24 protein-coding genes and 1 pseudogene are annotated in these 25,995 nt (G+C 34.8%); 13 read left to right on the forward strand and 12 right to left on the reverse strand.

Annotated features, from left to right (window positions below; translation table 11 throughout):
• Nucleotides 1-87: 87 nt before the first annotated feature.
• Nucleotides 88-465: a hypothetical protein gene (locus tag FW754_RS09455; protein ID WP_446324495.1), complete on the forward strand. Its 378-nt coding sequence runs from the start codon at nt 88-90 to the stop codon at nt 463-465.
• 59 nt (nt 466-524) lie between these two features.
• On the opposite strand, the gene FW754_RS09460 is transcribed toward FW754_RS09455, so the two are convergent.
• The 3 genes from FW754_RS09460 to FW754_RS09470 all read right to left on the reverse strand — a co-directional run bounded on the left by FW754_RS09460 (nt 525) and on the right by FW754_RS09470 (nt 2,943).
• Nucleotides 525-1,070: a lytic transglycosylase domain-containing protein gene (locus FW754_RS09460; RefSeq protein ID WP_446324496.1), complete on the reverse strand. Its 546-nt coding sequence runs from the start codon at nt 1,068-1,070 to the stop codon at nt 525-527.
• 233 nt (nt 1,071-1,303) lie between these two features.
• Nucleotides 1,304-2,248, reverse strand: a complete 945-nt coding sequence (locus FW754_RS09465) for a phosphatidate cytidylyltransferase (protein ID WP_409512955.1) — start codon at nt 2,246-2,248, stop codon at nt 1,304-1,306.
• Nucleotides 2,245-2,943 carry a lysophospholipid acyltransferase family protein gene (locus FW754_RS09470; protein WP_446324497.1) on the reverse strand — a complete coding sequence of 233 codons (699 nt, stop codon included), beginning with the start codon at nt 2,941-2,943 and terminating at the stop codon, nt 2,245-2,247. The genes FW754_RS09465 and FW754_RS09470 overlap by 4 nt, the downstream gene beginning before the upstream one ends.
• A gap of 230 nt (nt 2,944-3,173) precedes the next feature.
• Here FW754_RS09470 and ybaK point away from each other — a divergent pair, with 230 nt between their 5' ends.
• Nucleotides 3,174-3,641, forward strand: a complete 468-nt coding sequence (gene ybaK / locus FW754_RS09475) for a Cys-tRNA(Pro) deacylase (protein WP_446324498.1) — start codon at nt 3,174-3,176, stop codon at nt 3,639-3,641.
• Nucleotides 3,642-3,739: 98 nt separating this feature from the next.
• Here the strand turns inward: ybaK and FW754_RS09480 are convergent, their stop codons facing one another.
• Entirely contained in the window at nt 3,740-3,931 is a 192-nt protein-coding gene (locus FW754_RS09480; protein ID WP_446324596.1) for a hypothetical protein, read from the reverse strand.
• A gap of 157 nt (nt 3,932-4,088) precedes the next feature.
• Here FW754_RS09480 and FW754_RS09485 point away from each other — a divergent pair, with 157 nt between their 5' ends.
• The 5 genes and pseudogenes from FW754_RS09485 to FW754_RS09505 all read left to right on the forward strand — a co-directional run bounded on the left by FW754_RS09485 (nt 4,089) and on the right by FW754_RS09505 (nt 7,910).
• Nucleotides 4,089-4,292 (forward strand): hypothetical protein, encoded by a 204-nt coding sequence (locus FW754_RS09485; protein ID WP_446324499.1) that lies wholly within the window; start codon nt 4,089-4,091, stop codon nt 4,290-4,292.
• Nucleotides 4,293-4,304: 12 nt separating this feature from the next.
• Nucleotides 4,305-4,562, forward strand: a complete 258-nt coding sequence (locus FW754_RS09490; protein ID WP_446324500.1) for a hypothetical protein — start codon at nt 4,305-4,307, stop codon at nt 4,560-4,562.
• Between the two features lie 105 nt (nt 4,563-4,667).
• Nucleotides 4,668-5,549 (forward strand): annotated as a pseudogene (locus FW754_RS09495) (IS982 family transposase).
• A 640-nt stretch (nt 5,550-6,189) separates the two neighbouring features.
• Nucleotides 6,190-7,203: a 3-oxoacyl-[acyl-carrier-protein] synthase III C-terminal domain-containing protein gene (locus tag FW754_RS09500; protein WP_446324501.1), complete on the forward strand. Its 1,014-nt coding sequence runs from the start codon at nt 6,190-6,192 to the stop codon at nt 7,201-7,203.
• Nucleotides 7,204-7,529: 326 nt separating this feature from the next.
• Entirely contained in the window at nt 7,530-7,910 is a 381-nt protein-coding gene (locus tag FW754_RS09505; protein WP_446324502.1) for a hypothetical protein, read from the forward strand.
• Nucleotides 7,911-8,667: 757 nt separating this feature from the next.
• Here FW754_RS09505 and FW754_RS09510 read toward each other — a convergent pair.
• Nucleotides 8,668-9,066 (reverse strand): hypothetical protein, encoded by a 399-nt coding sequence (locus FW754_RS09510; RefSeq protein WP_446324503.1) that lies wholly within the window; start codon nt 9,064-9,066, stop codon nt 8,668-8,670.
• 175 nt (nt 9,067-9,241) lie between these two features.
• Between FW754_RS09510 and blaMCA the strand changes: the two genes are divergently transcribed.
• Complete coding sequence (blaMCA, locus tag FW754_RS09515; RefSeq protein ID WP_446324504.1) at nt 9,242-10,414, forward strand: MCA family class C beta-lactamase; 1,173 nt, start codon at nt 9,242-9,244, stop codon at nt 10,412-10,414.
• A gap of 287 nt (nt 10,415-10,701) precedes the next feature.
• On the opposite strand, the gene arsC is transcribed toward blaMCA, so the two are convergent.
• Together arsC and exaC are read right to left on the reverse strand one after the other, a co-directional pair.
• Nucleotides 10,702-11,130, reverse strand: coding sequence for an arsenate reductase (glutaredoxin) (gene arsC, locus FW754_RS09520; RefSeq protein ID WP_446324505.1), 429 nt, complete (start codon nt 11,128-11,130; stop codon nt 10,702-10,704).
• Nucleotides 11,131-11,350: 220 nt separating this feature from the next.
• On the reverse strand, nt 11,351-12,862 hold the full coding sequence (gene exaC, locus FW754_RS09525; RefSeq protein WP_409510201.1) for an acetaldehyde dehydrogenase ExaC: 1,512 nt from the start codon (nt 12,860-12,862) through the stop codon (nt 11,351-11,353).
• A 401-nt stretch (nt 12,863-13,263) separates the two neighbouring features.
• Here exaC and FW754_RS09530 point away from each other — a divergent pair, with 401 nt between their 5' ends.
• On the forward strand, nt 13,264-14,445 hold the full coding sequence (locus FW754_RS09530) for a transcriptional regulator (RefSeq protein WP_409510200.1): 1,182 nt from the start codon (nt 13,264-13,266) through the stop codon (nt 14,443-14,445).
• Between the two features lie 130 nt (nt 14,446-14,575).
• Here FW754_RS09530 and FW754_RS09535 read toward each other — a convergent pair whose 3' ends face one another.
• Both FW754_RS09535 and FW754_RS09540 read right to left on the reverse strand, forming a co-directional pair.
• A complete protein-coding gene (locus tag FW754_RS09535; protein WP_409510199.1) occupies nt 14,576-15,529 on the reverse strand; it encodes an alpha/beta hydrolase in 954 nt (317 codons plus the stop codon).
• 261 nt (nt 15,530-15,790) lie between these two features.
• Entirely contained in the window at nt 15,791-16,621 is an 831-nt protein-coding gene (locus FW754_RS09540) for an SDR family NAD(P)-dependent oxidoreductase (RefSeq protein ID WP_446324506.1), read from the reverse strand.
• 541 nt (nt 16,622-17,162) lie between these two features.
• Between FW754_RS09540 and FW754_RS09545 the strand changes: the two genes are divergently transcribed.
• Complete coding sequence (locus FW754_RS09545; protein WP_446324507.1) at nt 17,163-17,612, forward strand: M48 family metalloprotease; 450 nt, start codon at nt 17,163-17,165, stop codon at nt 17,610-17,612.
• A 128-nt stretch (nt 17,613-17,740) separates the two neighbouring features.
• Here the strand turns inward: FW754_RS09545 and mdh are convergent, their stop codons facing one another.
• A complete protein-coding gene (gene mdh / locus FW754_RS09550) occupies nt 17,741-18,913 on the reverse strand; it encodes an iron-dependent methanol dehydrogenase (RefSeq protein WP_409510196.1) in 1,173 nt (390 codons plus the stop codon).
• 310 nt (nt 18,914-19,223) lie between these two features.
• Between mdh and FW754_RS09555 the strand changes: the two genes are divergently transcribed.
• The 3 genes from FW754_RS09555 (at nt 19,224) to FW754_RS09565 (ending at nt 23,594) form a co-directional block, all read left to right on the forward strand.
• Nucleotides 19,224-21,290, forward strand: a complete 2,067-nt coding sequence (locus FW754_RS09555; protein ID WP_446324508.1) for a hypothetical protein — start codon at nt 19,224-19,226, stop codon at nt 21,288-21,290.
• 129 nt (nt 21,291-21,419) lie between these two features.
• Nucleotides 21,420-23,138 (forward strand): AAA family ATPase, encoded by a 1,719-nt coding sequence (locus FW754_RS09560; RefSeq protein WP_409510194.1) that lies wholly within the window; start codon nt 21,420-21,422, stop codon nt 23,136-23,138.
• Nucleotides 23,139-23,213: 75 nt separating this feature from the next.
• Entirely contained in the window at nt 23,214-23,594 is a 381-nt protein-coding gene (locus tag FW754_RS09565) for a 5-carboxymethyl-2-hydroxymuconate Delta-isomerase (RefSeq protein ID WP_446324509.1), read from the forward strand.
• A 48-nt stretch (nt 23,595-23,642) separates the two neighbouring features.
• On the opposite strand, the gene thiM is transcribed toward FW754_RS09565, so the two are convergent.
• Together thiM and FW754_RS09575 are read right to left on the reverse strand one after the other, a co-directional pair.
• Nucleotides 23,643-24,494: a hydroxyethylthiazole kinase gene (gene thiM, locus FW754_RS09570; protein ID WP_446324510.1), complete on the reverse strand. Its 852-nt coding sequence runs from the start codon at nt 24,492-24,494 to the stop codon at nt 23,643-23,645.
• 82 nt (nt 24,495-24,576) lie between these two features.
• Nucleotides 24,577-25,737 carry a hypothetical protein gene (locus FW754_RS09575; RefSeq protein ID WP_409510191.1) on the reverse strand — a complete coding sequence of 387 codons (1,161 nt, stop codon included), beginning with the start codon at nt 25,735-25,737 and terminating at the stop codon, nt 24,577-24,579.
• Between the last annotated feature and the right edge of the window lie 258 nt (nt 25,738-25,995).

Here is a 25,995-nt window from a genome sequence, read left to right on the forward strand (position 1 = left end):
GTTATATATGGATTGAAAAATTACGTATTGTTAAAAAAGCAATTATCAATTAAAATTTTTATGAAAAAATAAAGATCAAATACTGATATGAAAAAATATGCACTAAGGCGCTTATATAGTTATTTTGAAACGACAACCGAAGACATAGATGAAAATAAGTTTGATGAGAGATTAGAACAATTAGATGAAGAGTTAAAAGTTCTATTGGAAAAATATGGATTAAATTATATTTCTCAAGATATGAGATATATCAATTTGCAAAAAATGTCAGTAGGTCAATGTAATCAATGTAAAAATCTTATGCTTAATAGAGATAAAAATCCTGCTCGGTTTAATAAAGAAGATTTATGGATAGATTTAGATTGTGATTATAATTGTGTAATTTGGGAAGGTGGAACACATAATGGAAAAGATCTTTGTATGGAATGCTTACCCAAAGAGCATAGATGGGGGTATTTTTCATAATTATAAGAAGATTGAATTGATAGTCCATAACATAAAGATCCTTTTAAATCTGCATTTATTTATAATGCGCGCTTTAGCATCTTTTCATGTTGCTTAACTTGTTTAGCATATCGTTTACCTTGCCGTTTCATTTTTCGATTATTTTCATAATTTGTCGGTCCGACATTATAGTAAGCTAATGCTTTTTTCCAACTACCTGCTGATTGTTCATATTTGGCTAGTATATGTGTACCACATTGAATATTAATGGATTCATCATATAGATTTCCAGGACAGGATTGTTGCCAATAGCGAGGAATAACTTGTGTCAGTCCTACTGCACCTGCTGATGAAGTTACATTGCTACGATATGAGGATTCTTGTCTAATTGTTGCTGCAATGAGTAAGGGATCGACATTATAACGATCTGCATTTTGCACAATAATGGGAGCGATTCGGTCTGCTGTACTTGGAGTAACGCGATACGCTTGTTGAATACCCGCAGATAATTTAGTTGCTCGTTTTTGTACAGAGCCACCACCTAATGATGAACATGCAGTAATGAATAAGACTGAACTGATGAGGGATATTTTGAAAAAATGATTAAATAAAAACGGGGTATTCATAAAAATTTATTTTTCACTTCACAAGGTTGAATGTAAAAGTTGAGATCAAAATAGAGTCTAGCATTTATTATTTTTATAAAAGTATCTATCCTGTTAATTTATTGTGAGTTAAAGCAAAAACTTAGCTTTGCTTTAACTTGATCAAAAATAAATTGCTAACCGTTGTATAAAGGATAAATTGAATGGCTGACTAAAGGGCCAAAGGTGAGTTTATTCATGATGTATTGAAAAATTTAGCTCCACCAATATCTTAAAATATGAAAAAAAATAGGCGCCGAAAAGCAAATAGAATCAATACGATCAAGCATTCCACCATGTCCTTGAATGAGTTGCCCCCAATCTTTTACACCACGGTCACGTTTAATGGCTGACATCACTAAGCCACCAAAGAAGCCAAAAATACAAACAATAAAACCAATCACAGTCGCTTGTAGATAACTAAAGGGTGTTAACCATGCCATTGAAACTCCTAAAGCTGTTGCAAGAATAACACCACCAATCAGACCTTCAAGTGTTTTTGATGGTGATAATATAGGTGCAACTTTATGTTTTCCAAATAATTTTCCACAAACATACTGTAAAACATCCGAGGCTTGAACCACCATAATGAGCCAAATAGCGAGCCAAATTTTTTCGCCTTCAAATCCTGGTAATTTTAAATTCATGAGTGCAGGAACGTGAGATATGCAAAAAACACTCACCATCAATCCCCATTGAATTTTAGAACTGCGCTCTAGGAAATGAGTAGTATCTTCTTGTTTTAAGCTTGCAATTGGAATCAGTAAAAAGACGTATAATGGAATAAAAATAGAGTACAGCCCATACCAATCGATATAAACGAGATAATATTGGTAGGGAATTACGAAGTAAAATGCAATGAGTAATGGAAAATAATCACCTCGTCTTGTCGGTAAAAGGCTGATAAATTCACGTAATGCAAAAAGAGAAATGAATCCAAATAGAATAATAAAAGCAGTATTGCCGAGTGCAATGGCAGACCCAATGACGATGAGCATGACCCACCACGCATTAATACGTGCATTTAAGTTTTCAATAACAGCAGAAGGTTGTTCACCCGATCTTTTTTTTAGAATAAGTCCAACAGATGAGGCAAAAATAAGAATAGTTGTAAATATTGCGAATAGTAAATAGGTTTTATCTAGATTATTTAAGATCATTGATATTCAACCTCTTTTAATTTTAATAATTCTTGTTGTGCATAGTCTAAAAAATCTTTTTTATCCATTTCCATGTGCTGTTCTAATGGCGACCCAAAAATGATGGTTGAAAGTAAAGGCAGGGGAACAAGTGCACCTTTAGGCATGACACGTTTTAAATTTGAAATCCAAACAGGAATAATATCAATGTCAGGGAACTCACGATGTAAATTGTATAAACCACTTTTAAAAGGGAGAAGTTCGACATCATCTTCTAAATTTCGTGTACCTTCAGGGAAAAAGATAATCGAATAACCTTGTTTTAATACATCTTTAATGGGTTGTAAGGGATCTTCATCATTTTCACGATTACGTTTTATTGTAACTCCATTGAATGTATCTTGAATTAAAAATCGACGGAATCCATCTTTTGTCCAATAATCAGAAGCTGCAACAGGACGTGTACGTCTGCGCATATCTTTGGGGAGTGATGACCAAAGTAGAATAAAATCGATATGACTATTGTGATTGGCAAAATAAATACGTTGTTTTAATTCGGGTTCACAACCGACCCATAAACTGCGAGCACCTGTAAGTAAACGTGCACCACGTCGAGTTAAGAAAGCAATAAAACGTGCAACAGAATGGCTCGCAATGTTGGATTGTGGTAGGTCTGAATCTTTAATTTGTTGCTGATTTAACGTGTTTTTAGTCATGATCAGAACCGAAATTTATATATAAAAATTATTTGAAATTTACTTATTAAAGCAAAAAATCGCATGGTAGGTAAAGTGAATTGTAGTTTAAATCATGGATTTAAAATTAAAAACTAAATAAATTGAGTTAAGATGTTTTTGAGTCACAATCATTTGAAAAAGTAATTTAGGCTTAACAGAGCGAGTTTTGCGACTTATAATAGTCATCTATTTTTACTGCGGTAATATTGATGACACCTGCATGCAAAACATTGAAATCAAAAAAGATTGATTTTTCTATTCATGAATATGAGCATGATGTAAATGCAAAGAGTTTTGGCTTAGAAGCAGCTGAAAAATTAGGCTTAGAGGTTGAAGAAGTCTTTAAAACTTTAATGGTCACGGACGATAAAAATTATTTTGTGGCTATTTTACCGGTGAATCATCAGTTGAGTTTAAAGAAAGTCGCAGGGGCTTTTGGCTGTAAAAAACTGCATATGGCAGATCCAAAAGTTGCTGAGCGTTTAACAGGGTATTTGGTCGGTGGAATTAGTCCAATTGGTCAGAAAAAACGTTTAACAACAGTGATTGATGCCTCTGCAAAAGCATTAAATAAAATGTATGTGAGTGGAGGGAAACGGGGTTTAGATGTTGGGTTAAAACCACAAGATTTATCTGAAGTATTATCTGCTGAGTTCGTTGATATTTTGGATGAATAACCTGTATTTTTACTCGTTAAATTTAGTTGAAAAAATAATGTTACTCAAAAAAGCGTTTATCATAAAAAAACCACCTAGATGGTGGTTTTGTCGCTAAATTAAATATCTATAACTACAGATTGAACATAAGAATTGAGCCAATAACTCTTTTTACCATCCTGATGTTGTTTTGTATAATGACAATCTCTAATTCTAGCATCCAAGGTTTCTAGTTCAATATTTAATAATTTTGCAAACTCAGCACGACCTATACGTCTTTTTATTTTGCTGTATGAAAGTTTTTTTAAAATTTACATTTCATTAAATATAGCCTGAAGTAAGTCGCGATCTTTTTATGTAAGCATATCCATCATGCTACTCCCTCAAACAGTTCATAAGTCATAGTAGTGTTGCATAGCTAAGTCACCATAATTAAGTGATGAGGCACATGGTACAGGAGAGAAACCTTTGGACTATCAAGATCGCTTGGGTGCTATTGCAAGCATGGAAGCTCAGTTAGCAAAGTCGATTACATCTTTAATTATCTATGGTGAACATGCCAAGAGTGACTATGAATTTTTACGAAATCATTTGGCTATAATTATGATGAATGAGGCATATCAAGATAAGAGGCGTGAGCCTAAGTATATCTCTATTTATCACTTGTTCTGATTGGTGGCAGGAATGGTAATTGATTTTGCAGTTAATCCAGATCTCGAAGGTAATTTTACTCCACAAAGGCGTTTCTATTATACAGGTATAAAATTATATCAAATGTCAGTAAATGCTTATCTTCAAATATGGAAGCAATATGAAAATTTGATGGTTATTGTTTTAGAGACATCCATTAAATGTGCTTCAGAAGCTGTAGAAAAATATCGTAAAGAAACCCACAAAGAAGTAAAAATTAAAGTTAGCAATATTCTGCTGATAGATAAATAGGTATATATATATTTGTATTGTTGACGCGAATCTCAACTTTTTAAATCATTGAAATATAAAGGACATAACCCAATTTAATTTTCGCCCAAGAAAACAAACTAAGTTATGTCCATTCACGAATTTATCATTTCTATTTACTTAATCATAGAGGAAATATATCTCCTCATTGTCACAAAACCCTTAAGAACTAGAGGTTTTCCACCCGCTTTAAGTGATATTGAAATTATCACCATGCAAATTGTGGGGGAGTTTCTTAGCCTAGATTCAGATAAAAATATTTGGATGTATTTCAAACATCATTGGATTGAGTGGTTTCCTCAGTTAGGTTTTTACCCTAATTTCTGCAAGCACTGTGCAAATTTATGGAATATTAATCAATAAATTACAGCAAAACTAAGTGCTCGTTTTGGTGCTGATAATATTCATTTTATTGACGGTTTTCCTATTCCTGTCTGTCGCTATGCTAGAGCAAAAAAGCATAGAAACTTTAAAGTATCAGCAGGCTTTAGTTATTGTGCGGCAAAACAAGAAAAATATTATGGGTTTAGAGGGCATGTCGTGATTAATTTATCAGGAATGATTACGGGCTATACTTTTGCTCTAGCAAATTGTGATGAAAGAGATGTTGCACCTGAAATTACACAAAACATTGATGGTTTATTGGGAGCGGATAAAGGGTATATAAGACCTGAATTAAAACAATATTTTAGGTGTCAGTATTTAGACTTACAAACACCTTATAGACGAAATATGGTTGATCTCAGACCGAAAGTATCAATGAAAATATTGATGAATGCTCGCAGGAAAATTGAAACTGTTATCGGCCAGTTGACCGATCGCTTCAATATTCAAAAAGTAAGAGCAAGAGATCTGTGGCATTTAACACATCGAATTGTTCGTAAGATTCTGTCACATACTATTTCAGTTATTCTGAATATGAAATTAGGGAACCCTCCTTTACAGCTTGAAACCCTAATTAAAAGTTGAGATTGACGTATTGTTGATGATCTGAATGTCAGATTGTTGAGAAGGATGGTTTCCAATTCAAAGTAGATCCAGAGAATGTTAAAAGCCCAGTTTACTGTAGACAGTCTGTAGTCTTAGATAGCTAAGTTTACAGATTTGGGTTTTTAAGTACAGTGACGTTTCATGATGCTACAAGCAATGCTGGGAATATTGTAAGGTAAAAAGCTAAAAGTTAGAGTTGTATATTGAAAGGCACTTAGACGTTTTTTATGACGGGGCTTTATTTAACGTACTTGTTACATACTTAAGAAGGTTGTAAAGGCAAACAACATGAATAAATGATGATTAAAGTGCTTCAGTAGCAGTTAGAAGACACTTACAAATTTATAAAATTCTATGTGTTTAGTTTTATCAGGAAATAAGCTACATTTTTATATGTTTGTCGTATTTCATTTTTGACCAAATGTTAAATTATTCCTGAAAATTGGGCTGTTAAATGACTCAACCAAATGTATTTATGACATGCGTAAGCAATATCTCAACTATTATTCTACATCCGAAGAAGACATTAAAAAGGCAATAAAAGTAATTTCAACTAATTATTGAAATTACCTTTTTTATTTTAAATCTAAACTTATTTATAGAAGTAGTAAAATCCATAATGAATAATACATATAAAACTAACGAGCAAAGAAAAGACGCCTTAAAAATTGCTGCTGTTGATATATATCATCCTAAAACAGTTCGTGATAATGACTATTTTCTAAGACGATTTCAAAGCAATGATAAAGTTAAGGGAATCTTGGAAAAAGTAGGGCGTGACAAGAGATATGTTATTGTTGAAAATGAAGAAAATGCTTTAACTATGGCAATTAACGCTTCAAAAAAAGTATTAGAAAATCATAATATTATTGATGGCGATATTGATATTATTATTTTTGCATCAACGACATTAGAATACCTATCTCCCACTAATGCACTGTGGCTACATTCAGCTCTAAAATTAAAAAAAGAATGTGTTTGTTTTGATATAAATGCAAATTGTCTAGGTATGTTTTTAGCATTAGAACAAGCATCAGTTTTGTTGAAATCTAAAGAGTCGTACAAGCGAGCTTTAGTTATAGGTGCTGATCACCTAAGTAAGATAGGTAGTGAAGATGAGCCAATACCATCAATTATTGTTGGAGATGCGGCGGCTGCAATTATAATTGAAAAGGTTTGGGATGATTCAGAGTCTGGAATGATTGATCGTGCTTACCAGACAGATAGTAGCTTTGCACATACAATTGTTTTACCTCCAAAAGGTTTTTCTTATTCTGAGAGTGTAAATGAAAAAATTCATTGGGCTGCATTTAGTGGTATTGAAAGCGTTGATTTTGCAGCAGTTGCACTTGATGAATTGTTAGAAAAAAATAACTTAAAATTAGAAGATATCTCATGTTTTTTACTTTCACAATTTACGAAAATGAATATTGATATTCTTCAAGAAAAAAAGAATATTCCTTGGGAAAAAATTGAATATATTGGGGATGTATATGGATATACAGGAGCAAATAGCTTATTCATTGCGTATGCAAGTAGGCTTAAAAAAGGGTTGATAAAATCAGGTGATATTATTGTATTGTGGACTTTGGGAGCAGGATATCAGACTGGGTTGATGCTTTGGAGGTTATAGAATATTAGATAATAGTATTTTACTATAGCTATTTAAAAACAGAAATCCACCTTCGGGTGGTATTTTTTATGCTAAATAAATTACTGCACATAAAATACGCTCTCCTCTTAGGTGTTTAGCTTTTCCTTTTTTAATATAATACGAGTTATTATTAGTTAGCATAGCACTATTGATATTTAAGTAATTACTTATAATATATGGTTATCTGAATTATCTTCAAAAATAAATATAAATACCTATAATAAATATACAATTAAACAAGGAAGAATAAATCATGAAATCTATATTACTTCTAATAACTTTAATGGGTGTTGTGACATTATAGGTTGCAGTGCAAATCAATCCAGTCAGGGCACTGTATCCCTGTTCCACCCACTGTAGGGACTGTTCCATCCATTAATAGTACTGACATTATATCTCGTAAATTTACATTTAGTGAAGCTGATTTAAGACCCGTGATGAATATTCCTACTACTCACCCAACCATTGAATATCGTTTACAATCCAAACAATCCAAACAATCCAAACAATCCAAACAATCCAAACAATCCAAACAATCCAAACAATCCAAACAATCCAAACAATCCAAACAATCCAAACAATCCAAAATGGATGTTCATCTTAAAGTCGATTCTGTATCGAATGACAAATATGATGGGATTAAATATACCCTTAAATATCTGATTAAAAATATTGAAAAACCATAGTGGTGGCAAGGCTCGTTCGCTCGAGAGTGGCTTATGCACTGTTCGGGAATTAAAGGAGAGAACGTTGTTACTATGTCTCGAGTTCTGACCCTGCAAACGAATCTAGCTATGTTTAGTGTGAATGGGATGGTATTAAAGAGAATTTAGATAACTAAAGTATAGTGTTTGAGATGAAATATTATGTGGGTACATCATCAACCGATCAGAAAGTCGCTTTGCAAATATGGGAAAAGTTGATGGGTAGTCTAAAACGTCACGGGCAAAGTTAAAATAAAGATAGACTTTTATGAAAAATAGAAATCCCCAATGATTAAAACTCCTGACATTATCGGAACTAATGTGTGTTGAGATTATAGGGAATTTTCATTTGGTAAATTTTTAGAGTTTTATTTCATTTTTATTAGAAATTCTAAAATTAATATAATACAACGTATACATAATACTTAAAATGTTATTTATAAATAACGTATATAAAACCATGATGAGGTTCAATGAACCATCATGGTTCCTTTGTAATGCATGTCAGCTTATCAAGCCACTTTGAATACGCCTCAGTTTGCTGTGGAACGATGATAGGGTGATGCAGGAGCTTGTGAATCGTCGTGTTGTAGAGCGAAAGCTATTTGAGAAAGCCCTCTAGAGGGCTTTTTCGCATAACCGCCATTATGTAAAATAGGCGCTTGAATTTACTACTTTTAAATTTAGTCAATTTGAGGGAGTATTGCCGTGAGTATTGTAATAAAGCCCTTAAATAATATCAATTCTCAACTTTACATTTTAAAACGTGGTTCTCATTCACTGCTTCTAAGAGTTGCTTCCTTTTTTTAAATATATATTGAACACTACTCACCCCTAATTCTGTATCTGATATTGGAAAAATAGTATATTCAACAGCATCAGAGTTAAGATATTGTTTTTTATATTTTATATAAATATTTACTTTTTGGGCATTTCCATATTTTCTTGAATTGAGAACAGGACCCTCAAATTTTTCACCAAAACCTGTAATTACTTCAGCTTTATTCTTTTGATCATCCCATGAGATTAGTTGAGCATTAAATGGATTTTGATCAGCAGTAGTACACTTAGTGATCGCTGCATAACTTACGACAGGTAGAGTACTAACAATTAAGAAAACTTTTTTTAAAAGATGCATCATATAGCTTTAATGTGACATTAAATCATGATTATAAACAAGTTAACGATTATTATGTAGATGGCTGTTGGATTATATGGTTTTTATACAATGAAGTTATTTAAAAAATTCATACATATATCATATTTAGGATATGAGATTATATTTACCATCCTTTTTTAAGAAATTTAACTTAATGGTTTTTAATCAAAAATATTTTTTTCAAGTAAGCTTCATTACCATGGTTATGGGTTTTGGTATGAATTTATATGCAAGTGACGTCAGTCAAAATGAGGAGAAAATTGAAAAAATTGTTACCCAATCATTTAAGCCACTTATGGATGAGTACGGTGTAGCTGGTATGGCTGTAGGTGTAATTTATAATGGTAAAAATTATGAAAAATATTATGGTGTCCGATCTAAAGATACAAATGAAAGCGTAAATAGTCAGACAATTTTTGAGTTAGGTTCTTTAAGCAAGACTTTTACAGCTATTTCAGGTACATATGCTAAGAACCAAGGTAAAATATCGTTCGATGACCAGCCTGGTAAATACGTACCTGCTCTAAAAAATTCAGAAATTAATAAGGTGAATTTATTAGAATTATTAACCTTTACAAGTGGTAATTTACCATTACAATTTCCCGATAATATCAAAACTGATAAGCAAATATTAGAGTATTTCAAAAAATGGAAAGTTAAGAATCCTCCTGGCACTTATCGTGAATACTCAAACCCAAGTATAGGTCTATTTGGGTACTTAACTGCAAAATCGATGGATGTACCTTTCTCTTCATTATTAGAGGAAATTATTTTTCCTCAACTTAATTTGAAACATACATACGTTAATGTTCCAGAAGCGCAAAAAACGAACTATGCTTTGGGCTATGATGAAAATAATAAGCCAGTTCGAGTTAATCCTGGCCCATTGTCGGACGAGGCATATGGCGTTAAATCAACACTGCCAGATATGCTTAAGTTTGTAAATTCAAATCTTAATATAGATAAAAATAGTCCTGCTATGAAAAAATCTATACTAGATACACATAAAGGATATTTTAAAGTTGCTGATAGCGGAATGACACAAGCACTAGGATGGGAAATGTTTTCTTATCCTACTACTTCCGAAATTCTGCAGGCTAGTAATTCCAAACAAATCTTAATGGGCTCAAATCCTGTTGTAAAAGTGTTATCGCAACCAAAATCTAAAGTTTTTCATAAAACAGGATCTACTAATGGCTTTGGTGCGTATGTTTTATTTATTCCAGAAGAAGGCTTTGGATTGGTTATGTTAATGAATAAAAAGATACCAAATGTAGATCGTATTAAAGCAGCATATAATGTTTTTGAAACATTGAAAAATAATTAACTTTTCTAAAATTAACATAATACGTCTTATGCGAAATGCTTGAGGTTTACCCTTAAGCATCAATATCTTATATAAAACCATGATAGGGTTCAGCGTACTATCATGGTTTCTTTAATTTAAAACTTATATCTGTGAGCAGATGTATATATTGGTTCCCTATGAAAATAGATGTTTACCGTCAGTGGCTATGAATTATAAGATCAGGATCGTGATTGGCTTTGCACAAATATTGGCATGGAGTCTATATTCTATTTACCAGTAGTACTTACTTCATTCGTTTTAAGCCATTATTTTATTCGTTTTAAATTCTCATCAATAATAACTTCACCATTTTCTTTTACAAAAGGTTTTAACCCTAGTGTAGAAAGTAGGTCTAAAACTATTTCCGATGGACGACAAAGTTTTACTCCCAGTTCGGTTACAACAAATGGACGATTAATTAAGATTGGATATTCAAGCATGAAATTTACTAACTGATCATCACTCCAATCGGATTGCCCCAATTTTAAATTTTCATACGGCTCTACATTTTTACGTATAGCATCCCTGACTGATAAATTTGATTTTTCAATTAAATCAATTAATTCAGCCTTGCTTGGTGGATCTGTAAGGTATTCGATGACTTCAGGTTCTTGCCCTGTATTACGAATTAAAGCCAAGGTATTTCTAGAGGTTTCACAAGCAGGGTTGTGGTAAATTTTAATTTTTTGTGACATGAGAGTGATTCAATAGAAAGGAATATTGCGTGCTATTTTAAAACCATACTCATTATATTTCACTCAAATTTTAAATATCAAAAGTATTGAAAATATACTGAATTTAACTACGACTTTTTATTGGCAGATTCAACGAGTACACAATTTAAACCACCATTTATTGATTAGCCAAAAGCGGACAGGAGTCCGCTTTTGGCTTTTTACACTTGGGAAAGTTAGATTAGAAGAAGCCCATAGCCTTTGTTGAATAGCTGACCAATAAATTTTTAGTTTGTTGATAGTGATCAAGCATCATTTTGTGATTTTCACGACCAATTCCTGATTTTTTATAACCACCAAATGCTGCATGTGCAGGATATATATGATAACAGTTTGTCCATACACGACCAGCTTCAATCGCACGACCTGCACGGTATGAAGTATGTGCTGAACGTGACCATACACCTGCACCTAAGCCATACATGGTGTCATTGGCAATTTTGATTGCATCGTCATAATCTTTAAATGTAGTGACTGCCAATACAGGGCCGAAAATCTCCTCTTGGAAAATTTTCATGCTGTTATTTCCTTGGAAAATGGTTGGTTCAATATAAAAACCATTGCCAACTTCTTGACGATCATGACCACCTGTTAAGATTTGAGCACCTTCTTCACGACCTGTAGCAATACAACCTAAAATTTTATTTTGCTGTTCTAATGAAGCTTGAGCACCAATCATGGTATCGGTATCTAGTGGATGACCAGTCTTGATGCGTTTTACACGAGCTACAGCCATTTCAAGGAATTTATCAGCAATACTTTCTTGTACTAAAGCACGAGATGGGCACGTGCAGACTTCACCTTGATTGAGTGCAAACATAGCAAAACCTTCAAGGGCTTTATCTAAATAGTCATCATCTTGATCCATAACATCTTCAAAGAAAATATTAGGAGATTTGCCACCTAACTCAAGTGTCACAGGAATGATGTTTTCAGTTGCATATTGCATGATCTTTTGACCAACAGCGGTAGAACCCGTAAATGCAATTTTGGCAATACGTGGATTGGTCGCAAGAGGACGACCGACTTCAACACCGTAGCCATTGACAATATTGAGTACGCCGGGCGGTAAAATATCTTGAATGAGTTCAGCTAAGACTAAAATGCTTGAAGGCGTTTGTTCAGCAGGTTTTAAAACAATACAGTTACCTGCAGCAAGTGCAGGAGCAAGTTTCCATGCCGCCATTAAAATAGGGAAGTTCCATGGAATGATTTGTCCCACAACACCTAAAGGCTCATGGAAATGATAGGCAATAGTATCTTCATCAATTTCAGAAATACTTCCTTCTTGTGCACGTAAACAGCCAGCAAAATAACGGAAGTGATCAATACATAGCGGAATATCTGCTGCTAAGGTTTCACGAATAGGTTTGCCATTTTCCCAAGTTTCAGCAACGGCAAGAAGCTCTAAATTTGCTTCTAAACGATCTGCAATTTTAAGCAATATATTTGATCGAGTCGTTGGAGATGATTTACCCCAAGCCGCTTTGGCTTTGTGTGCTGCATCAAGAGCAAGTTCAATATCTTCAGCAGAAGAGCGTGGAACTTTCGTAAAAGCTTTACCATCTACAGGAGAAATATTATCAAAATATTCACCTTTAATTGGTGCAACCCATTTTCCATCAATAAAGTTTTCATATTGAGCTTTAAACTGAACTTTTGATTCGGGCTGGTTAGGATCGATGTAGCGCATAAGAATTTCCCTTTACTTATTTTAACTGTTTGGTGGTGCGACACAGTGGTGAACTATTGTCGTTGTGCATTGAGCATATAAAGCCGAAGGTAGGAGAAAGGTTGGCTGAAAAAGCAGACTGAAATGGTCTATATTCTAATTTTTGCTAGTGTTTTTTTATTGAGGTATATAATAGGCATTTTTCTATATTGAATAGGCTGTAAATAATCACTATATACAAATAGATTTGAAGCAGATACAAATACTAACGCTTTGGTCTTAGGTCTGTTGACTGAGTATAAGGAGAATGTGTTAGTGTTAAACTGAAAGCGATGAATCATGCCATATAGAACAGTGCCACATGTGACAAAAAGAAAAAAGACGGTGGATAAACATCAGCAGAATACATAGGAATGTAGCAAATGTTGAGTCAACAATCGTTATTACAGAAACGGGATCAGATTGAATTACTACGTCAACGTAGTAGTTTATCATTAAAGCATGCCGATCAACTTGGGCAAAGTATTGCCAGTTCTTGGCAACGTTCGCATTCAGCAGCGATCCCTAAAGATCGTGATGCTGCACCACTGATTCATTTGAAACAAGACAGGAAAAGCTTACTGGAAAGAGCACTTGAATTGTGTGGTGATGAACTTCAACACATTGCAGAGCAATCATCAATGGTCGCTGCGGTGGGTGATGTGGGCAGTACGATTGTATGGACAGCAGCGAGTGGACAAATGCGTCGTGCTGCAGAAAAAGTTCATTTTGTTGAAGGTGGACAATGGCGTGAAGAGTTGGTGGGAACTAATGCACTTGCATTATCGCTAAAAACGCAACAATCAAGTTGTGTATTTTCAAATGAACATTATATGAGTTCAATCCATGATTGGGTCTGTTATGCTGCACCCATTATCGACCCATTCTCCAAGCAAGTTTTGGGCGTGATTGATTTATCCACCACGTGGGATCATCACAATAGTTTAGGTGTGCTTGCCGCAGAGCGTTGTGCTGCGATTATTCAATCGGCATTGCAGGGTGATCAGCAACAACAATTGTTTATACGTGCTTTTTCAGTGCCGCAAGTGATGTTTAATGGCAAAATTATTGTTATGACACCACGACAAATTGAAATTTTGACCATTTTGGCACTTTGCCCGCAAGGAATGAATTTAGAAAGTTTGCATCAGGCTTTATATGGTGAGCGTAAAGTCAGTATGGGGACACTCAAAGCTGAAATGTCACAATTGCGTGAAATTTTAGGTGGCTTATTGGGTTCACGACCTTATCGCTTATTGGCTCATGTAGAAGCAGACTTTTTACAAATGGAAAATGCACTCGATTCAGGCTATACCGAATCTGCAATGAAGTTATGTCAGGGCGTATTTTTGTCGAAAACAGAAAGCCCATTTTTAACGGCTTGGCGAGATTGCTTAGAATCTAGACTCAGTGACGCAATTTTTAAAGCCAGTGAGCCTGATCACTTACTGAAACATTTAGCGCATTCGCCGGAAGCGATTGATGCTGTTGAGCGTTTAATTGAGCTTACACCTGTCGGACATCCTGCACATAAGCTTTTATTAAAATATAAAGATGAGCGTTAAGATGTCATCCTTACTTTTTCTAAACTACTTTGAGTGCAAGTCAGTTTAGAAAAAAGGGTACTTATTAAGATTGAGCATGAATGACTATTTAGAAGAATGCGTAGATTTCATCAAAAGCGTATAAGTAAAATCACGTATTGGTTTCTAACCAATGAAATAATTTCTCGTACACTTCTGCACGTACAGGTGGGGAAGAAAGTACTAAGTCATGTAAACCATTTTGTATTGTAATAACGGTAACGGGACCTTGTATCTTATTTGCATATTTCAAAATATCTTTGACGTCTAAAATTACATCTGAAGTTTGTGCATCAATATTGAACTTTTTCGGGTTCTTGGTTTGGTGTGAGCGCATCACTAATGTTGGTACAGATACTTTTACGCCTTGATGAATTTCTTTTTGCGCTTCAAAAATGGCATGTACAAAACTGATATAGACCAATGGATAGTTGGGCTTTTTCCATTCTAAATTGAAATCCCATTCACCTTCGAAATCTTTATGTATGCTGATGCCATAATATTTACTGAGTTCACTAGGAAAGCGTAAGTTTGGAAATCTTTTACCTAAAGCACTTAAACGAGGTAATGCCAATTTTTTCTTCCATAATGGCATATTGAAGTCATAAAAAGGGCTGTTACACCATAAAGCTTTAATTAAAGGATGATTTGGATGATGTGCTACATAAAGTGTTGAGGTTAAGCCACCTGTAGAATGTCCTGCAAGTAAGACATGATCGTGACCTTCATTACCAATAATCTCTAATGCCTCGGTCATTTCGGCATAATATTCTTGAATATTGCGAAGATTATAAAATTTTTGATGAGGTAAGTGTGAGCGTCCATATTTACGTAAATCGAGTGCGTAAAAGTCGTAACCCTGTTGATTGAATTTTTCAGCCATTTCGGTTTGAAAAAAATAATCGAGAAAACCATGAATATAAAGTACAGCTTTCTGCGTACTTTTTTCTGCTTTTTTACGGACTAAGGTTGCAACAACTTTACCTTCAAAATCGTCAGGGTAATGTAGGGTAAGTTGCTCATAGCCTGCGCCAAGAATATCGCTTTGATAGGTTTTGTTGTGCATCTTTTATACTCATCATTATTACAATGGTTGTGTGGATGATTCATTTGAGAATAAGGCATCCATGCGCTTATAACAGCTTATCGTGTGAGAGAGATGCTGTCTTTGTAATCTATCTCTTTGACTTTAACCTGATTATTATAAAGTTCAAGGACTATTTTCTGGAGTGATAGCATTTATTCGATATCGATTGTTGATAGATCATAAATAAAAAAAGCCTGCATCGAAGAGTAAATGCAGGCTTTTAATGTTTTAGAGTGCTTTTTATAAATATTGATGCACCAATTGTAGTGTTTGATCAAATAGGTATTGACCAAGTTCACGATCTTTGGCTTTACGAGATTTCAAAGCAGGTGTTTGTAGACTTGCATAATCGCCATTGCGCTGAGACCATTCTGTAGAAAATGCCATTTTTTTAATCAGCTCGGCAGGTTTCGATGTCGGAATTAAAAATAATTTCAAAGCATTGTATTGGTATTTTGGTAATTCTCGATAAATTTCTGAATCCACACCGCCTGGGTGTAGTGCATTGCTGGTCACTGAACTACCTTGTAATTGTTGTGCGAGGGTATTGCTAAATAGTAAGTTGGCAAGTTTACTATTGGCATAGCTTCGTACGCCATTGTATTTTTTGACCTGATCAGCCTTGAAATGATCGACATCAATCTGCCCAAGTAAATGCATCATAGACGCAAGATGAATAATTCGCCCTTGTTCTGCTTTTTTAATTAAAGGCAGAAGCTTCATGGTTAATAGAAAGGGACCGATATAGTTCACACCAATCTGTTTTTCAAAACCATCTGCTGTGCTTTCAAGCTGTGGGGTCATCATACCTGCATTGTTGACAAGGACATCAATTTTTTCGAATTGACTGATTAATGTATCTGCTGTTTGTGCAATTTGAGCTAAGTCATTTAAGTCGAGTGTAACAGTGTCAACTTTTCCCGTACCAATTGCATCCAATTGTTTTTTTGCTTGACTCGCTTTGTCTAGATTTCGACAAGCCAAGATAACGTGATGCCCATCTTTTACAAAAGTCTCGGCTGTTGCGAGTCCAATGCCTGTATTTGCACCTGTAATCAGAATTGTTTTCATAAGCTGTTCTTAAAATTGTGGGTGAGTGGATAGATCATAATTATACTTAAAATTTAAAACAATCGTTTTCACGTGAACTGAATTTTTAGGGTGTTGAAAACAAATAATTTAAAAAATAAGTGACTAGGAACGTGATAAGCGTCATAAAAATTTAAGCATTGATATATTAGACTTAATAATAAATTAGTTTAATTTAAATATTATTTGATTGATTTAATTTGGTCATGTTTATTGATTTTATATGTGATTTTTTTTATTAATTTTATATGAGATACTTTCTATAATATTGTACGGTCGGATTAACCAGTCCTATTTAAAATAATCATTTAGAATTTAAATAATGTTGGTTTGGTATTATAAAATATTAATGTTAACTAGTAAGTGCGTTTCTTATTTTTTGTACCTTGATTTAATATCCTTTGTTTTTTGGTTATGTAAATCTTAATGTTGATTGAGTTTTAATCTTTGTCAAAGCTGAATAATTTTTAATACTGGTGTGGATTTTGAACATAAATAAGTATCTGTTTCACGATACTCAATTTTGGATCGTTTGGTTGTTGCAACTAAAACCTATCAGTTACCTGATCGTAAATATGGTGGACAACTTGCATCTAGCGTACCGACAAGTCGTATTATGGAAACTGAAGCCAATTTAATCGGTCTAGATTTGATGGCACGTGCAGGTTATAAACCTCAAGCAACGATTAGCTTTTGGGATAAAACAGAAGCACGTATGAAAAAGCGTAATATCGAAACGTCAAAACGTTCTGATTTTTTATTGAGCCACCCCGATATTGCAGGTCGTAAAGAAACTTTACAAGCCAATATGACATCTGCTCAACAACAGTATTTACTTGCGACTCAACATCAAAAAACTGCTCATCAACATGTAGATGAAAATGTAACGACTACCGTTATGACATTTAATGAAAATGACATGACGGATGCTACTGGATATAGTGATGAAAGCTTTGTGGCATTAGTAAAATAAGTACGATCTGAAACCGTCTTGTTTGATGAGGTTTAAGCTTGAGTGATTAAAAAAGGAATAGTTAGAAACTATTCCTTTTTTTTATTATTTAAATATTATTTAAATTTTTTTAGCAGAGTGTCATTGAATTACATTGCTGCTTCAAAAATGGCAATCACTTGAGCATCAGTGGCTTTACGTGGGTTAGTCAACATACACGCATCTTTTTGTGCATTAGAAGTCATCACTGCATGATCTTCTGCTTTTACACCAAGTTCAGCTAACCCTGCTGGAATACCAATTGATGCTGATAATTCACGAATAGCATCAATTGCAGCAAAAGCAGCTTCAGTAACAGTTAAACCATGCGTATTTACACCCATGAGCTGTGCAATTTTGGCATAGCGGTCAGGGCAAGCAATAAGGTTAAATTCGCAAACATGCGGGAGCAAAATGGCATTACAAACACCGTGAGGTAGGTTATAAAAACCGCCTAACTGGTGTGCCATCGCATGAACATAACCCAATGATGCATTATTAAATGCCATACCTGCCAAATACTGTGCATAAGCCATCGCATCACGTGCTTCTAAGTTTTCACCATTAGCAACAGCAGGGCTGAGCCATTCGCTGATCATGGTAATAGCTTTCTCAGCACACGCATCGGTAATTGGATTTGCAGCAGTCGATACATACGCTTCAACTGCATGAGTTAATGCATCCATACCTGTCGCAGCCGTAAGTGCAGCAGGTTTTGCAATCATGAGTTTAGGGTCATCAATTGCAACAAGTGGTGTACAGCGCCAGTCGACAATCGCCATTTTGACATGCGTATCTGTATTGGTAATGATACAAAAACGAGTCATTTCCGAAGCTGTACCTGCGGTGGTATTGATTGCCACAAGTGGAGTCATAGGAACTTTACTTTGATCAATCCCTTCATAGTCACGAATATGACCGCCACCCGCAGTAACAAGTCCAATGCCTTTTGCACAGTCGTGTGATGAACCACCACCAAGTGAAACGATGAAATCACAACCATTATCGTTATATGCGGTCACGCCATTATGCACGTTAATGTCTGTTGGGTTTGGTTCTGCACCTGCGAAAATATGACTCGCCACACCTGCTTCTGTGAGATAACCCGCGATTAAATCGGCTACGCCAAATTTATATAAACCTGCATCGGTAACAATCAGTGCTTTTTTCGCACCTAAATTTTGTGCTTTAGCACCAACTTCTTTGGCACAACCTGGACCAAAAAGTGAAACACATGGGATGTAAAAGCCGTTTGTTTGATCTGCAATATTTTTAAAAGCCATGGTGCGATTCCTTCTACCATTGTTATTTCGTCCAACGGGTGATTTTCACCCTTAAACCGAGTATCAGGATTTAGACGGTAAATATGCACCTACTTAATACCTACCAATATTTTTATATTGATTTTGAGCTTTTTCACGATTTGAAATATAAATGATCAGCAGTTTTCGAGTCAGCACCGTATACTGTGCTGACTGTAAGTATGTTGGTTGGATTTATAAACTTTAAATTTATAATTTAATTGAATTTTTTATACGTACTATCTTACAGCAGATTATTTGAGAACGATTGATACTTTGAGCAGGAACATGCATGCAACCCAGCATTTATGAAAACATCTATCATCCACATCAGAAAACAGCACGTGCATTGTTGCAAGTGTCTGATGTGCTGAATCAGATTTATCTTGATCAATGGCGTTATCTCGAACATGTCACTGCACAAAATATGCTGGAAAAAGACACCAATTTACATACTTTATCGTTTGCAAATGGCTTGTTGAAATTGCATTTTTCGACTGAAGATGTCTTATTACGCATTGAATATGCTTATCCTGAATATAATTACGATAAATTGACACAATTTTTATTGATTGAAATGCCTTTTTTTACAGGTAATCAAGCGACACAACATCCAACAACGGTGCGTTCTCGAGTACAAGTTTTACGTCAAACTTTAATCGAGCAAGTTTTTGAGTGGATACATGGTGAAGATCGAATTGAGCAGTTTATTTACAATATTTCTGAGCAAGATGCGACTGCTATTGATGAACTGCTGATGGGTGAAAACTACTATCATGAGCCGCATTTGACTCGTTTTGCTCGTTCAGGGCTTCAGATTCCGCTTGAAGTTGAGTTGAATCTAAAACACCTTTGTTTAGTTAATTCAATACAGGGCGAATTTTTCATTCAGGTCAATGCTTTAGTACAACACTATGATCGAATGTGCTATGCCGCAAACCGTTTTATGCCTCATGCATTGTATCGGATTATGGAAACGACATTTAGCGAACAGTTCCATTTGACGAGCTTACTTGAACAGCAAAATGAATTGAAAATTTTAATTCCGCATGCGATTGAGCATCCAAATTTACTTGGTTTTGCCCGATTAATGCATCGTGGCTATTGGCAACAGCAAGATTTATTTGCAAGGAAATCTTTTTTACTTGATCAATCTCAATATTGGGATGATTTATTGATGCGACATTTCCCTGTGTTTAATTATTCACGAACAGTCAATTTATTGTTCAAACAAGATGCATTGGTGAATGATTGGCTAAGTCAACAGATTAATCATCCAAGCGTACGTATTGGTATGACTGCGCTTAGTTTGGTGGACTGTTCATCTATTCATCCTCAAGTCATGTTGTTAACTTTACGCTATTTTAAAGGGATTGCAGCACGTTTATTTTTACGTGAATGCCATGATTATGCGATCCGTCATGATTGGTTTAATCCTGCCAATAATTCAGTGAGTGTTATGGTTAAGCATGAAGATGGAGAAACAACCTATATTGCTCCGCCAGTAAAAGTGCCCATTACTCACTCAATGCTCTACATTGAAGAGTATTTGAAACTCTTATCTTATAAATCAATAGATAAACCGCAGGTGCTGAAGCAGGTTTATGTGCGCTTGAGTCGGGTCATGCAAGCCTATATGCGTTTTTTACAGCAGATTACCACACAAATTCCGCATGATTTAATTGCATATATTGATCCTGAAAGTCAGCAAAGACCTGAATTTTTTTATTTATTAAAAGAACACAAATTAAAAGTAGAAGATTTTAGAGCATTATTTCGACATCCAACTGTTCCTTTAGTCGGTAGCATCAGTGTATTTTCGAGTGATGTATCGGACTATTTACTAGAACATTTTCAGCAACGCCGTGAAATGAGTAAGAATGTCACATGGCAAGGCTTATTTACTCAGGCATGTCGATGGCATATGCATTTAAGACGACAGAAAACCTATGATCAACTACGTATGCGTATACAAGTTGAATCATGGGAGCCGATTAGCCCAATGACCACTATGTATTTTAATGGTTGGCGTTATAGTGAGTTAAATAGCATTGATGATTTAGTTGAAGAGTCGATCTATTTTAAGCATTGTTTAGCGATTAGTTATACTGAACGTATTGTCGATCATGAATATGTGGCTTTTCATATGCAACATTTACAAGAAACGCATTTGAACTTGACGCTCGGTTGTCATTATCAATATGGCCGATTGGTCTATGATCAAGTGCGTTTGCAAAACAATCTTATCCCTGATGCGACTATTATTGTTTCAGCACAATCCTTTGTCGATGAGTTTAATGACTATTTACGCCTAGAAAGCTATAATCCTGAAGCATTGAGCCTTGATCGGTTTAAATAAGCGATTCCTGTCTATATAGAACTATATAGAGATAGGTAAATCATCAGCTATTGAATATTCACCTTAACATTTCACTTAAAAGTCGTTAGGCTATAGGCGTTCAATTCCGTATAGGCACCATAGGTTGTTATGAAACAAGAAACTGCACTGAAACTCATGAAAGCAGGCGAGAGTGTCTTTTTGACAGGTTCCGCAGGTGCAGGAAAAACCTATACGCTAAATCAGTACATTAACTATTTGAAAGCACGCAAAGTTCCTGTTGCTATTACGGCATCGACAGGAATTGCTGCCACGCATATGAATGGCATGACCATTCATACATGGGCAGGCATTGGCATTAAAGATGTATTGTCTGAAGAAGATTTAAAGCGCATGAAAGAGCGCAAATATTTAAAAGAGCATTTAGAAAATGCCCAAGTGTTAATTATTGACGAAATTTCAATGTTGCATGCCAAACAATTGAATTTGGTGAATCAAGTTTTAAAATATTTTAAAGAAAGTGATGAGGCATTTGGCGGTATTCAAGTCATTGCCGCAGGTGATTTTTTTCAGTTACCGCCTGTGGGACGTAATGATGAAAAAAACCGTGATAAATTCTGTTTTATGTCCAATGCTTGGGTCGAAGCCAAATTTCGTGTGTGCTATTTGACTGAGCAACATCGTCAGGATGATTCAGCGTTAAATGATATTTTAAATGCCATTCGTGCCCAAGAAATTCGTCCTGAACATATTCGTGCATTACAACAAACCAAACAGCAAGATATTGGTGAGACCTTTACCCGTTTATATACTCATAATATGGATGTCGATAATATTAATTATCAACATTTAAATGAAATTAAAGGGGATGGTCACCAATTTGTTGCAGTGACGGGTGGCAATGACAAACTAATTGAAACCTTAAAATCTTCTGTACGTGCGCCTGAAGAATTGACTTTGAAACTGCATGCTAAAGTGATGTTTGTTAAGAATAACTTCGACATGGGCTATATCAATGGCAGCATGGGTGAAGTGATTGGTTTTGAAGAAGATGGCAATATTGGTGGCATGTTGCCTAAAGTTAAACTGACTGATGGCACAGTACTTGTCGTTGAGCCTGAAACATGGTCTGTCGACAACGAGGCTGGTAAAACCATTGCAAGTTTAGAGCAAGTGCCACTGCGTTTGGCTTGGGCAATTACCATTCATAAATCTCAAGGTATGACACTAGAGGCTGCGGAAATTAATCTCAGCCATACCTTTGAAAAAGGGCAAGGCTATGTTGCACTTTCCCGATTAAAATCGATTAATGGCTTACGTTTATTGGGTTTTAATGATCAGGCATTAGAGTTGGATAGTTTGGCAATTAAAGCGGATCGCCGTTTTCAAGAATTATCGACAGAGGCCGAAGTTCATTATGCCGATATTGATTTAACACAACAACATCATGCCTTTATTCGTCACTGTGGTGGGACACTCAATACCACTGAAATTGAGCGCAATGAGAAAAAAATAGCTAAATCGGGTGCTAAAGCCAATTATGCCAATGCCACACTTGATGAAACACGTGAACTTTTTGTTAATGGTTATGAAATTCAGGATATTGCGGTAGAGCGTAGCTTAACACCTGCAACGATTATTAATCATTTGGCAAAATTGCAACGAGAACAAGGTTTAGATATTTCCGTTGCCAATCCAGGTGAAGAAGTTGTTGAGCAAGTGCGTAAGATTTATAAAAAATTACTCAAACGTCAAGATGCTCAAAATTTCAGTGAAGATGGTAATATTAAATTGCGTCCCATTGTTGAAATGACGAGCCCGAAGATGGGATATGATCAAGTACGTTTAGCGCTTTTATTTATTGAATAAGCGTTATTGAATAGTTTTTACGTTGTATCGCGCAACTTTTTTGATTTTTCTGAAGTGTAAAATGTAGGTAAAGCTATGCCACAAATGTTCATTGATTATTCTGATAATATCAAGAATTTAGACAAAAAAAAGCTGATGCTTGGTTTAAATCATGCTTTATTTGATACAGGTTTGGTTGCTGAATCCAAAGATATTAAAACCCGCATTCATGCTGTTACTGACTATATGGTCGGTTTTGGTGAAGAAAATGATGATGATCAACAAGCCTTTATTTTTATACGATTACAAGGTTTAAGCGGTCGTACAGAAACGCAGAAAAACTTAATGACGGATAGCTTATCTAAATATTTACAGTCATTTCAAGATTATACTGCTTTAGGTTTGGAGATGCAGTTATGCGTTGAATTTGCTGAAATGCCAAGAGATATTTATCGTAAAGTTTTAATTCAAAAATAATTGTTGTGTAAGGTCGTTCAATGAACGACCTTTTTGAAGTTGGTTACATTAAAATTTTAAAACTTCAATATTGGCATAATTTGAAATTTTATCTACATTTAGACTATAAATTTCGTCCAGAAATGCCACATTAAAACGACCAACCGTTTGGTTCTTTTCAAAAGCCAATTTCCCTGCAATCGCAAAATGAATATGTGCTGAAATCGTGGCAATTGTTGGTGTTGTAACAGCGCAATATGCTGCAATGAGAGCACCTAGAGCACAACCTGTTGCCGTAATTTTAGGTTGAAGAAAACTGCCACCATTGACTTGAATCACGGCATTGAGTTCTTTTGATAAAATAAAATCTGACTCACCTGAAATTGCGACACATTCACAATTTTGAAGTAAGGGGAGAGCTTGCTTATAAACTTCATGACTTGCAACAGTACTATCTACGCCTTTAGATTGAACCTGATTACCCGCCAAAGCTGAAATTTCAGAAGCATTTCCACGTATAACCGTTGGTTTTAAGCTGACTAAAGTGTCTGCCATATCGCTACGCCATTTTAAAATTGCACCGTAGCCGACAGGATCAAGCACCCACGGAATAGATTTTTTAGAGACGGTTTCTGCTGAAATTTTCATGGCTTGCATTTGATCGGGTGTTGGTGTACCTAAATTAACACTGAGAGCCGAAGTAATATTAGCAAAGCTTTCAGCTTCAAAAGGATTATCAATCATTGCAGGTGATGCACCTGCTGCAAGTAAAACATTCGCTGCATAATTCGCCGCAACACTATTGGTAATACACTGAACAAGCGGTTGTTGTTTTTGTAAATTTTGCCAAGCTTCAATGACCATTTGAATGATCAATGTCGTACTTGGATGTTGTAAAGTTTGTTCAGTGATGGCAGTCATGTGTTGTTCAGAATCCTAAGTCAAAGATAAAACTGAAAAAAAGAGTAAGTATTTTATCGTGGTATTATTCAATTTTTTAAGGTTATTGCGTAAAATAATGATCTTGATGTTTGCAATGACGACAGGTCATGGTGATATAACTTTCAGCGTCATATTCAATATTTAATTCATTAGAACCACAATACATACAGCGTTTAACAGAATAAAAATTTAGTCGTGGTTCAATCCGTTTCCACATTTTCCAAACGGGTTGATAAAAAATATGTTCATCAAACTTTAGAAAACGAGTCAATAGAATATGACTCATTTTGCTGAGTGGAATGGTCATTGGGCGGGGTAAAGTTGGTGTTTCCCATTTTTCATTGACAGAGCGGTCACGGTATTGTTCCAATGTTTTTCTTAGAATATTGGTATTAATAAATTTATCATTACGTGCTTGCAGTGCTTTTTGTTTATATAAATACTCAAGTGCCGTTTGAATCATATAGAAAATTTGACCAGGTGCAAGCGTATCCATTAAGCGGTAGCAAAAAGTTTGAAACCGAGTATTCCCTGCAATTAAAATGCCCCATGTTTTGCAGTAATATTGCATGAATTGTACAATTTCTTGATATAAAACAGCATATAAAGTATTTTTGACTTCTTCCGCCGATTTAAACGGAACACCTAATGATAAATTTTCGTAGAACCAATATCTTAACTGTTGTGTAATACTAAATAGACTCGGTTCGGAATAACCATCTAAACGAATATTGATGTAATACTGTTGACAATCATCACTCAATTCTTTTGCAACAAGGACATTGTCTTTAATAAGTTGATTGAGCAATTGAGTTTGAAAATAAGCATTGGGCGTAATTGTTTGATATTTGAATTGATTGAGATCAATAAACTCAGCATAGCTCGATCCTTCACGAACATGTTCATCAAGTAAACTGAGTAAAAATAGCTTATGCATAAAATTCAGTTGATCTAAACTTTTTTCAATTACATCGGTTTTTTTTTGAAGTTTACGTTGTTCTTGTAATTTGGTTTGTGCCATTAATTTTTTACGTTGCGTCATACAGCGTTGACAATGACAATTTCGAGCATTATTTTGATAGTTTTGATGCTCACAATGACTACATTGGTGATAATAAAGCTCTTGATCAAACTCTTCAGCTTCAATAAAAAACATTGATGCCTGACATAATGGACAGAATGTACTTTCATCAAGTTTTTTTTGTAAAATTTGAAGCGCCATGCAGAGTGTAAGTCCAAGATGATTGTGAAAACATTATACACTTTGAAGGATAAATAGGGATGTTCAATCTTTTATGTTTGTATTTGAATTATTTTTAGAAAATATTATGCAATTAAAATTGAATGTCTTTTTACAATATTTTAAATATGTTTATATGATTTAAGAATAATGTTTGATAGGTAATGTACAGACACAACGTTTAAGGTTGTGTTAGGTTTAATAAAGTATACTGTTAACCCTAAGAATCGGCAGTGGGAA

The organism is Acinetobacter sp. 1207_04 (assembly GCF_052850415.1).

Bases quoted from the DNA above. Each gene is read 5' to 3' on its own strand.
- FW754_RS09555 (WP_446324508.1), top strand. From the start codon at position 19,224: ATGCAACCCAGCATTTATGAAAACATCTATCATCCACATCAGAAAACA.
- FW754_RS09565 (WP_446324509.1), top strand. From the start codon at position 23,214: ATGCCACAAATGTTCATTGATTATTCTGATAATATCAAGAATTTAGAC.
- arsC (WP_446324505.1), bottom strand. From the start codon at position 11,130: ATGTCACAAAAAATTAAAATTTACCACAACCCTGCTTGTGAAACCTCT.
- FW754_RS09465 (WP_409512955.1), bottom strand. From the start codon at position 2,248: ATGATCTTAAATAATCTAGATAAAACCTATTTACTATTCGCAATATTT.
- FW754_RS09540 (WP_446324506.1), bottom strand. From the start codon at position 16,621: ATGAAAACAATTCTGATTACAGGTGCAAATACAGGCATTGGACTCGCA.
- FW754_RS09535 (WP_409510199.1), bottom strand. From the start codon at position 15,529: ATGCACAACAAAACCTATCAAAGCGATATTCTTGGCGCAGGCTATGAG.
- FW754_RS09455 (WP_446324495.1), top strand. From the start codon at position 88: ATGAAAAAATATGCACTAAGGCGCTTATATAGTTATTTTGAAACGACA.
- FW754_RS09575 (WP_409510191.1), bottom strand. From the start codon at position 25,737: ATGGCGCTTCAAATTTTACAAAAAAAACTTGATGAAAGTACATTCTGT.
- FW754_RS09510 (WP_446324503.1), bottom strand. From the start codon at position 9,066: ATGCATCTTTTAAAAAAAGTTTTCTTAATTGTTAGTACTCTACCTGTC.
- FW754_RS09530 (WP_409510200.1), top strand. From the start codon at position 13,264: ATGTTGAGTCAACAATCGTTATTACAGAAACGGGATCAGATTGAATTA.
- blaMCA (WP_446324504.1), top strand. From the start codon at position 9,242: ATGGTTTTTAATCAAAAATATTTTTTTCAAGTAAGCTTCATTACCATG.
- FW754_RS09560 (WP_409510194.1), top strand. From the start codon at position 21,420: ATGAAACAAGAAACTGCACTGAAACTCATGAAAGCAGGCGAGAGTGTC.
- exaC (WP_409510201.1), bottom strand. From the start codon at position 12,862: ATGCGCTACATCGATCCTAACCAGCCCGAATCAAAAGTTCAGTTTAAA.
- FW754_RS09500 (WP_446324501.1), top strand. From the start codon at position 6,190: ATGAATAATACATATAAAACTAACGAGCAAAGAAAAGACGCCTTAAAA.
- ybaK (WP_446324498.1), top strand. From the start codon at position 3,174: ATGACACCTGCATGCAAAACATTGAAATCAAAAAAGATTGATTTTTCT.
- mdh (WP_409510196.1), bottom strand. From the start codon at position 18,913: ATGGCTTTTAAAAATATTGCAGATCAAACAAACGGCTTTTACATCCCA.
- FW754_RS09490 (WP_446324500.1), top strand. From the start codon at position 4,305: ATGGTAATTGATTTTGCAGTTAATCCAGATCTCGAAGGTAATTTTACT.
- FW754_RS09460 (WP_446324496.1), bottom strand. From the start codon at position 1,070: ATGAATACCCCGTTTTTATTTAATCATTTTTTCAAAATATCCCTCATC.
- thiM (WP_446324510.1), bottom strand. From the start codon at position 24,494: ATGACTGCCATCACTGAACAAACTTTACAACATCCAAGTACGACATTG.
- FW754_RS09470 (WP_446324497.1), bottom strand. From the start codon at position 2,943: ATGACTAAAAACACGTTAAATCAGCAACAAATTAAAGATTCAGACCTA.